Source organism: Mesorhizobium ciceri WSM4083, assembly GCF_000519305.1.
Lineage (GTDB): Bacteria > Pseudomonadota > Alphaproteobacteria > Rhizobiales > Rhizobiaceae > Mesorhizobium > Mesorhizobium ciceri_B.
Window position 1 is genome coordinate 1 of record NZ_JAFG01000032.1, and the last position, 9,205, is coordinate 9,205.

Annotated in this window: 5 protein-coding genes and 2 pseudogenes; 6 read left to right on the top strand and 1 reads right to left on the bottom strand. The window is 60.5% G+C overall.

Going from position 1 to position 9,205, the window contains the following annotated elements; all coding sequences use genetic code 11:
• The first annotated feature begins 96 nt into the window (after nt 1–96).
• The 4 genes from tnpA (at nt 97) to MESCI2_RS0125440 (ending at nt 2,773) form a co-directional block, all read left to right on the top strand.
• The gene (gene tnpA, locus MESCI2_RS0125425) at nt 97–450 is read left to right on the top strand and encodes an IS66-like element accessory protein TnpA (RefSeq protein WP_027038757.1); all 354 of its coding nucleotides are present in this window, start codon (nt 97–99) and stop codon (nt 448–450) included.
• Nucleotides 447–794 (top strand): IS66 family insertion sequence element accessory protein TnpB, encoded by a 348-nt coding sequence (gene tnpB / locus MESCI2_RS0125430; RefSeq protein ID WP_027038758.1) that lies wholly within the window; start codon nt 447–449, stop codon nt 792–794. Before tnpA ends, tnpB begins: the two co-directional genes overlap by 4 nt.
• Nucleotides 795–860: 66 nt before the next feature.
• Nucleotides 861–2,537: an IS66 family transposase gene (tnpC, locus tag MESCI2_RS0125435; RefSeq protein WP_027038759.1), complete on the top strand. Its 1,677-nt coding sequence runs from the start codon at nt 861–863 to the stop codon at nt 2,535–2,537.
• A 2-nt stretch (nt 2,538–2,539) separates the two neighbouring features.
• A complete protein-coding gene (locus MESCI2_RS0125440) occupies nt 2,540–2,773 on the top strand; it encodes a hypothetical protein (protein WP_032901266.1) in 234 nt (77 codons plus the stop codon).
• 438 nt (nt 2,774–3,211) lie between these two features.
• Here MESCI2_RS0125440 and MESCI2_RS1000000139330 read toward each other — a convergent pair.
• Nucleotides 3,212–3,445 (bottom strand): annotated as a pseudogene (locus tag MESCI2_RS1000000139330) (MurR/RpiR family transcriptional regulator); the annotation flags it as partial.
• Between the two features lie 789 nt (nt 3,446–4,234).
• On the opposite strand from MESCI2_RS1000000139330, the gene MESCI2_RS0125450 reads away from it, so the two are divergent.
• Both MESCI2_RS0125450 and MESCI2_RS01000000135615 read left to right on the top strand, forming a co-directional pair.
• The gene (locus tag MESCI2_RS0125450) at nt 4,235–5,101 is read left to right on the top strand and encodes a sulfotransferase domain-containing protein (RefSeq protein WP_197031601.1); all 867 of its coding nucleotides are present in this window, start codon (nt 4,235–4,237) and stop codon (nt 5,099–5,101) included.
• A gap of 835 nt (nt 5,102–5,936) precedes the next feature.
• Nucleotides 5,937–9,205, top strand: a pseudogene (locus tag MESCI2_RS01000000135615) (hypothetical protein); the annotation flags it as partial.

Sequence of the window (9,205 nt, forward strand, 5' to 3'; positions counted from 1 at the left end):
CGTACGGCTCCGGTGAGGGCCGCCTTGCGGGAGGACGGCACGGTACCGATGCTGCGCTCTTAAGGTTGTCCTTACGAGCGTAGTTAGAAGCACAGCATGAGCCATGTGACGTTATTGACCGGGCCGGAGCGGCGTCGTCGTTGGAGTGAAGAGGATCAGTGCCGGATACTGGCCGCGGCATTCGCGCCCGGGGCCACAGTGGTGGCGGTGGCGCGTCAGTACGATGTCGCGACCAGCCTGATCTATAAGTGGCGCCGCACGGTGAGAGCCCGCGAGACGGGCTTTGCCGAAGTTGTCGTGGTTCCCGATGAGCCTGTCGCCGCTTCGGTGCCGGCGGCGGCACCAGCGGTGATCGAGCTGGAGATCGCCGGCAAGGTGCGGCTGCGGATTCCGCTGACCACGCCGCCGACACTGGCGGCGGCGATGGTGAAGGCGCTGGGCGTTTCATGATCCCGGTTCCGAGTCAGGTGCGGATCTGGTTGGCGGTCGGCCGGACCGATATGCGTCGCGGGATGCAAGGGCTCGCTCTGCAGGTTCAGGAGACGTTGGGCCGGGATCCGCATGCCGGCGATCTTTATGTCTTCCGCGGCCGCAGCGGCAACCTGATCAAGATTATCTGGCATGATGGGCTCGGCATGTCGCTGTATGCAAAACGGCTCGAGAAGGGCCGGTTCCTATGGCCGTCGCCGGCGGATGGTACGGTTTCCATATCGCCTTCTCAGTTGGCGTACATGCTCGACGGGATCGATTGGCGCAACCCGCGCCACACGTTCCGACCTGAGCGCGCGGGCTGAGTTTTTCTTTGAGTTTGCGCCATTTTCCGCGAGTCAGCGGACGCGTTTTATGATTCACTCCAGGGCATGGTTGCCACCGCCCAGGATGCTGTTCCGGACGATATTGGCGCGCTGAGAGCAGCGCTGGCCGCGGCGCTGGCAAGAGCCGAAGACGAGGCCGCGCGCGCTGCGCTGGTCGAGGCCGAACTGGCGGTCGCCAGGGCCAAGGCATCGGATGATGCGGCGCTGATCGCACATCAGGATCTGACGATCCGGAAGCTGCGGCGGGCGCTGCATGGTCAGAGTTCTGAACGTTCCGCCCGCCTGCACGACCAGATGGAACTCACCTTCGAGGAACTCGAGAGCACGGCGACGGAAGACGAGATCGCCGCCGAACAGGCCGCGGCCCGGACCACCGAGGTGGCGCCTTACGTGCGCAAACGACCGGCGCGCCAGCCATTTCCCGAGCATCTGCCGCGCGAACGCGTGGTCGAGCCGGCGCCGAGCGCTTGCCACTGCTGTGGCGGTCATCGGCTGCGCAAGCTGGGTGAGGATATCACCGAGACGCTGGAGGTGGTGCCGCGGCAATGGAAGGTGATCCAGCACGCGCGGGAGAAGTTCACCTGCCGCGACTGCGAGGCGATCAGCCAGGCTCCGGCGCCGTTCCACGCCACCCCGCGCGGCTGGGCCGGTCCCGGCCTGCTGGCGATGATCCTGTTCGAGAAGTTCGGCCAGCATCAGCCGCTCAACCGCCAGGCTGAACGCTATGCCCGCGAAGGCGTGCCGCTCAGCCTGTCGACGCTCGCCGACCAGGTCGGCGCCGGCGCCGCAGCGTTGATGCCGCTGTTCAAGCGGCTCGAAGCCCATGTGCTGGCCGCTTCACGTCTGCACGGCGACGATACGACGGTGCCGGTCATGGCCAAGGGCAAGACCGATATCGGCCGATTATGGACCTATGTGCGCGATGACCGACCGTTCGGCGGCGCCGATCCACCGGCGGCGGTGTTCTACTATTCCCGCGATCGCCGAGGCGAACATCCCGTGGCGCATCTCGCCGGCTGGAGCGGCATTCTGCAGGCAGATGCCTTTAGTGGTTATGGCGATCTCTATGCGACGGGTCGTCAGCCGGCGCCTGTTCTGGAAGCCAGCTGCTGGGCCCACAGCCGGCGCAAAGTGTTCGAGCTGGCCGATATCGAAGCGGCGGCGCGCAAGAAGGCGCGCGGCGAGAAGCCCAACCTGGTCTATCCGCTCGCGGTTGAAGCCGTGAAGCGCATCGATGCCCTGTTCGATATCGAGCGCGAGATCAGCGGCCTGTCGCCGGCCCAACGCCACGCCGTGCGCCAGGAGCGGAGCGTGCCGCTGGTCACCGAACTCGAGCGCTGGATGATCGAGACGCGCGACAAGCTCTCGAGCGGACACGATCTGACCAAGGCCTTCAACTACATGCTGCGCCGCTGGTCATCCTTCACCCGGTTCCTCGACGATGGGCGGATTTGCCTATCGAACAATGCAGCCGAGCGAGCCCTGCGCGGCATCGCTCTCGGCAGAAAGTCCTGGCTGTTCTGCGGTTCCGATCGCGGCGGACAGCGCGCTGCCGTTTTCTACAGCCTGATCGTCAGCGCCAAGTTGAATGACGTCGACCCTCAGGCCTGGCTCGCCGATATCCTGGCGCGCATCGCAGCCCACCCAGCACAGCGGATCGATGATTTGCTGCCGTGGAATTGGAGGTCCGCAAAACTGCGGACCCAACCAGCGGCGGCCTGATCATGCAGCGCAATAAGGTGCATCACGTCTACACCGTCGAACGCGTCGCCAGGGACCTCGGCGTCAGCGAAGCGCTCATCCAGGACCTGACCCTCGGGCTCGAGCCCGAGGACGGCGTCATCTGGGTGTACGGGGCCAACGATGGCGACGGGACCTTGGCCTTCACCGATGAAGGCATCGAGGAGGTGAAACTCCTCCTCGAAGAATATCATCGCGTCTCCCCATCGAAAGCTTGACCCCAGCACCGCGGTGCTCATGCCTGCCGGATACGCACCTATGCGGTCTTCACCGGATGCGTACGTCGTTTCCACAGTGTAGCCACGCAAGGAAATGCCGATGGCAAGGCTCGACGAGCCAAGACCTCGCGAGAGAGCGCGAGAGACGGTGGCGGAACCCGAGCAATGCGCGGGAATCCCTAGCCGGATGAGTTGCATGGCCAGAATATCGGCGCAAACAGATGACGGCCCCGTGCCGAACAGTTCGACGCGTCGGGCAGCTCGAATGCGGTTCGCAAACGCATTAATTTGAAGGTCGTCGAAGCCACGAGCCGACGCGGAAATTGAGTTTTGTAAAGCAGTACTAAGCCTGGCGACCCGAGGAGCTGTGTCCATAGCTTCTGATGACGCGCGTTCAGCCAGTTCGCCGCTCAACTTCAGCCGCTCAATTTCGCCGCTGAGCGCAATCTTAAACTCGCGAAATCCCGAGAGTCCCAAGGTTCGGCAAAATCTTACAATTGAAGCAGAACCGGTAGCGGTGTTGTGCGCAAGGTCGGCGATAGACTGCGCTAGAACAGCCTCCGGGTCTTGTGCAATGTACAGAGCTATACGTGCGAGCGCATTCGGAGCCGTATTAATTGCATTATAGATGACGTCTAGCAGCAATTTCTGTGTTTGTCGGGGCTCTCGCATATGTCTTATGTGTTCGTTCCAAACTAGCAGCCGACCTGGGAAGGCGAACGGAAGAGCCCTTCATATTCGAGTTTTATCGACCGCTCACTGACGCAGATCATAAACCAAGGTCGATACCCGGTTCCGTCTGCCGCTTCGTTGGCGCCCATGTCTCGGCAGCCGGGGCAGGGGGCAGAGGGCATGAACTCGGCCGATCGCGCGGCCGCCTTGCGAGACTTCATTGAGCTTTCTACGATTAGACTTGCGGCGAGATCCCCGGCAACGATCAAAGGCTGCACGGACGTACGCTGTCGGCCGCTCTGCTTTCTCTGCTTCTCGACGAATTCGATCTTCCAACCGGGAATTCGCCGGACGAGGTCTTCCGGCCAGGTGCTGTCGATGAAGCTTCCTTTGTGCTGCGCATGTGCCTCGCAAACCTGGCGTTCGTCGTCTGGGCACGGGTGACTGCGCGCCAACGCACAAGCGGCGCGCGTGAAAAATATATTTGCTAGTATATTTCCGGCCACAATCACGTGCGCTTGCCTTCTTCTAGAAAAAGGGCCATAGTACAATCAAAAATGAAGGCATGTAAGACAAGTGACCGCATGCCGTGAACAAATAGCACCGGCAGCAAGTGGTCGATGCCGTCGTAGTGGCGATTCTTCTCGCGGCTAGCGGATGGGACGGGGTCGACTTCTGGGGATCGGCAACCAAAGGGCGCGACTGCTGGGTCAAGCTGGTCAGGAACTTGTCGTTTCTCTACATCGGCTCCGGCTGTTCGAAGAAGCCGCTGCAGCGCAAGGAACCACAATGTCTCACCCGCTTCCAGATGAGCTGCGCGGTATCGCGGGTCAATCCTTTCCACTTTATCCCTGCTCGAATGAATCTTGGTCAATCAAGCCAATGGCCGGCGCCTCAAGCTCGCGGGTTATGATTTGCTCGATTCCGAAGGCGGGCACCCACCTATATGCCCGCCTACTTGGACTGCTCGGGCTTGTACAGTCCGATGTATTTTTCAATAAGGACTATATTGGAGACTTCCGCTTCGTTGATGTCGCCCGAGCGCGCTTCACTCATTCGGAAAATATCTTATGGATACCGATCGAGATTTCGTCGCGCTTTATTCAGCCCGGTCAGTTTGGATATGGGCATCTCCCGTGCGACGTCGGCGTTCGCCATTGCTTAGAAGATTTCAAGATCATCTTTCTTTCGCGTGAAATGCGTGCGGCAATTGTGTCGCAGATGCGATATGTGGGTGACAGCGACTGGTGCCTGCCTGACGGGGCTGAGATTAAGTGGCGAAATGAGCCAAACGGACCTGACAAGATGCTGAAGTACTTCGATGAGATCGCGCCTTTCATCTTCAACGATCGCTGTCATCCCGTGGCACCGTGGGCAGACGAGGAGGACGTCCTTGGATTGAACTATGAGCAGATCATCGGCGACCAAGGACGCGAAGTTCAGCTGGAGACCATTCGCAGAATTGTAGAGTTTTGTGGGATTGAGCGGCCGCAGCAACCGGAGCTAATCGTAAACCAGCTAATCGGCGAGCAGACCTTCACCCTGTCCGACGGTCGCACCTCGTGGGAGGCTTGCTGGAATCCTGAGATCGAGGCGCGGTTTGCCGCGCTCGGAGGGGAAAGACTCAACGAGCGATTCGGATTTGGATCGAGATAGATTTCGGGCTGTCGCAGCGCGCCGGAGCGGCACGCTACGCTCGCAGCCGTTCGCCGTTTGGAATCGCTTACATTGAAGGCGACCGCAAATGCGCTTGGAGCGGCGATTTTCGCCATAACCATGATCATTGGCATGACAGTGCGCGACCTTGCATACGTGTCGCGGACCTGGCAGCAATTCATGTGCCGAAGCTGATCAAGCGGCGCTATGCGGCTTGGTTTCGATCAACTCAATCTCGTCCAAGGAACCTGATACCACGAATCAGTTTGGCGAAGGCGCTGCAGGAACTCGCATCGAGCGCTCTCGGTTGATGACTTTCAAGCCTGGTCTGCGGCAATTATTCCAGGCCGGACTCGACGAGACAGGCTGCGCGTAAAAGTCAGGCGCGCGGTGCTTTTCCCACGAACGCCTGTTTCGGCGGTCGCATATCCTAGATCGATTAGCCGCAGCCGGACTTTATGTTCTACCCGCAATCTGACTATTGCCTGGCGCGCGAAGCGCCCGCGTTGCCCACGTGGCGAGTGGCCCGGTCTTCTACTGTTGTTCGGCGCGGCCGCGGAGCGATGGGCGGCGCATACACCATAGGTGTCTTGGCGCGGCACGTTGTCGTCGTAAGGTTCTCGACAGCTTCCCCATGTCAGATCAAGGCCCAACTCCAAACGGGCTATGTTGCTGAAAGTGAGAACCGATGGAATTGCCCTCGACCAAGCGGGTACGCGGACAATCGGACAGGGCGGGCCCGCTAGAGAGCTCACCTGCGGCTCGGTCCGCAGGTGCAGCAGCCTTTGCCCGGCAAATGAGCGAGGTCGCCAATTCATATGGAGGTGGTGGAGCAATGCCTGTCGCCGCGGCGCCGCAGCCAGCTCAGTCAACAGGGGTCTTGATAGGGCGCAGCAAGCAGTCTCTTTATCCTGAGGATGCCCCGCTGATTTCGGGGCTTAGGCTGGCACTTGAGGAGAATGCCGCCAAACGCACCACCAAGAACAATGTAAGTTGCCTCCTCAGCTTTGGCCACTGGCTCTTCGCCAAGAAAAGAAAGCCTCTTGCTCGGCTCGACAGCGAAACGCTGTTAGAGGATGCGCACGAGTTCAGCGGCAAGCCAACGCGACTCCTTACGGCACTAGGTCATCTCCGGACGTGGCAGTCGACGGGCGGAGTCGTGCCGATCGCAGGCCGCACCGAGTTGAATCCATATCCCCGCGACGCGAGTCTCATCAAAGACTATAAAGACGAAACAGCGACAGAAACTGGCAGGATGTATGCAACCGCCCTCCGCAGTTTCAGCGATTACTTGCGGGCGAACAACAAGATTGGCATTGCTACCCGGCTTTCCGGCAAGGCGTTGGCTCAGGACGTGAAGAGCTACCGGGTGGATGCCGCCGCTGGCAACGCGACGATCAGTTCCGCTCTGGCTCAGCTTCGAAAATCGCGGGCCGGCGCTAGGGCGATGGAGCGCGAGCGCCATATTCCCTCCGTTGCTGATACCGAAGAAGCCGCACCGGTGGAGTCAAGGCGGGTCGGCGAGCCCGCTGCGCAGGACTTACATGAAGCTGGCAGTTTGCCAGACGAGCTACACGCGCAAGGCGATGATCAGGAACAGCACAATCTGCACCGCCTGGCCAGCGAGTGGCAACCGAGCGAGAGCGCCAATGCAGGGGGAAGCGGTGGATCAATGCCGGCCGCCCGGGCGCCGGCCGAGTCAACTCGGAGTTTGATAAAGCGCGGCAAGCTGCCTCTTTATTCCCAGGATGCTCCGCTGCTTGCTGGGCTTAAGGAGGCCCTGATCGAGGCCGACGTCGCCAAGGGTACCGCCAGGAACAATGTAAGCCGCCTTCATAGCTTTGGCCACTGGCTGTTCGCGAACAACAAAGATCCCATTAAGGACCGGCTGGACAACAAGTCGCTTACCGACGATGCGCGCGAATTCAGCGAAAGTCCAAGGAGACTCCTCACGGCGATTGGTCATCTCCGGACCTGGCTGTCGACGGGCGGAGTCGCGCCGATCGCAAGCCGCGCTCAGCTGAACCCTTATCCCCAGGATGCGGCTCTCATCGACGACTACAGAGACGAAGCAGCGACACGCAATGGCACAAGGAATGCAAGTGCTCTTAGGAGCTTCAGTGATCACCTTCGTCTAAGCAACAAGAAGGGTATTGCTGGTCGGCTTTTCGGCGACGCGTTACATGGAGATCTCAAGAGCTATAAGCAGCACGCCGGTAGCGATGCCAGGATAGGTGCTGCACTGGCCCATCTTCGAAACTCGCAGGCCGGCGCCAAGGCGATTGAGAGCGAGCGCCGAATTCCCCCCGTTCCGGATCCCGAAGAGGCGTCGCCGACGGAGCCGATGCGGGTCGGCCACGCCGCTGCAGAACGTCGCGACCAGGATTTGAGCTCGTGGCTGATGGACGAACCCGACCCGTCGTCCCCGGTGCTGCAGTCAGCTCAGTTGATGGGAATCGTGATAGGGCAGAGCGAGCAGCCCCTTTTTTCCGAGGACGCTGAACTCATTTCGGGGCTAGAGAGGGCCCTCATCAAAGGTAAGCGCAAAGAAGGATACGCCAAGGACTATGTACGTACTGTTCGTAGCTTTGGCCATTGGCTCTACAAGAATGACAAAGCGAGCATTGTTGCCCGGCTCGACAACAAGTCGCTGACGGATGGCGGTGAGGTGCTCGAGTTCGTCGGAAAGGGTGATCCCAAGAGACTCCTTAAGGCAATAGACCGTCTCCGAACTTGGCGGTCGACGGGCGCCGTCGCGCCGAACATTGGCCGCGCTGAGCTGACGCAGGAGTCGATGAGCGTCGGGGATGCCGCTGCGCAGCATAGCGCGTCCCCGGACGCTCGCAGTTGGCCGAACGAGCTTCCTGCGAACGCCCACGATCGGGATGTGCGTTTGGGGCCGACGGACGAACCGGGCTATTGGTCATCTGTCGAATCAGCTCTGCGTCACCATCAGACACCGGATCTGGTAGAGTCCGCCCCCCAGCCCTCGCACGAGCGAGGACTTCCCGGCGCGAAGAGGCAGAGGACCTTAGACGATCCGCAAGGGGTCGCCAGTGAGCGGCAAGTGAGCGAGATCGCCAATTCAGATGTAGAGGTTGGAGCAATGCCGACCGGCTCGGCGCCGCAGCCGGGTTCAATTGGCGGTTTGAAAGCGAACAGCAGCCGGCAACCTCTTTTTTCCCAAGATGCTCCCCTTATTTTGGGACTTAAGGAGGTCCTCCTTAACGGCGGTGCCGCCGAACGTACCGCCAAGGACTACGTAAACACTCTTCTCCGCTTTGGCCGCTGGCTCTTCGAAAATAACAAAAAACCTATTGGTCCGCGGCTCCACAACGAGTCGTTGACCAATGATGCGCGTGAGTTCATGAAAACTGGCAAGTCCAAGCTTCTCCTCACGGCAATAGACCATCTACGGACCTCGCGGTCTACGGGCGGAGTCGTGCCGATTCCAGGCCGCGCTGAGGCGAATCCGTACCCCGAGGACGCGGCTCTCATCAAAGAATACAAAAACGAAGCGGCAACACGTACCGCGAGTACCTATGCGACCAGTCTTAGCGGTTTCAGTGACTACCTTCGTCAAAACAACAAGCAGGGCATTGCTGGTCGGCTTTCCGGCAAGGCATTGGACCGAGATGTCAAGAGTTATAGAGAGGACGCCGACGGTTGTCGAAAGACCGGTTCTGCACTGGCTCATCTTAGAAAGTCCCAGGCCGGCGCTAGAGCGATGGAGCGCGAGCGTATTCGCCACATTCCTGAAGACGCGCCGCCGATGGAGCCGAAGCACGTCGGCGACGCCGCCGGGGAGAACTGGGCCTCGCATGACACTGGTGGTTGGCCAAAGGAGCTTCGTGCGAACGCTGGCGATCAGGACCTCCGCTTGGGGCTGACGGACGAGCCGGGCCCGTCGTGGTCTGTCGAGTCAGCCCCGCGCCAGCGTCCGGCACCGGATCCTGGAGCGTCCGAGCGCCAGCAGTCCTGGCACCAGGGTGCACGTCCCAGGAGCAACCTCCTGCCAAGCCAGGAGCTCCTTATCAACGATGAGCGCGACACGGCTGAAGTGAGGCCAGCGAAGAGGCAGAGGACCCTGGACAATCCGCAAGA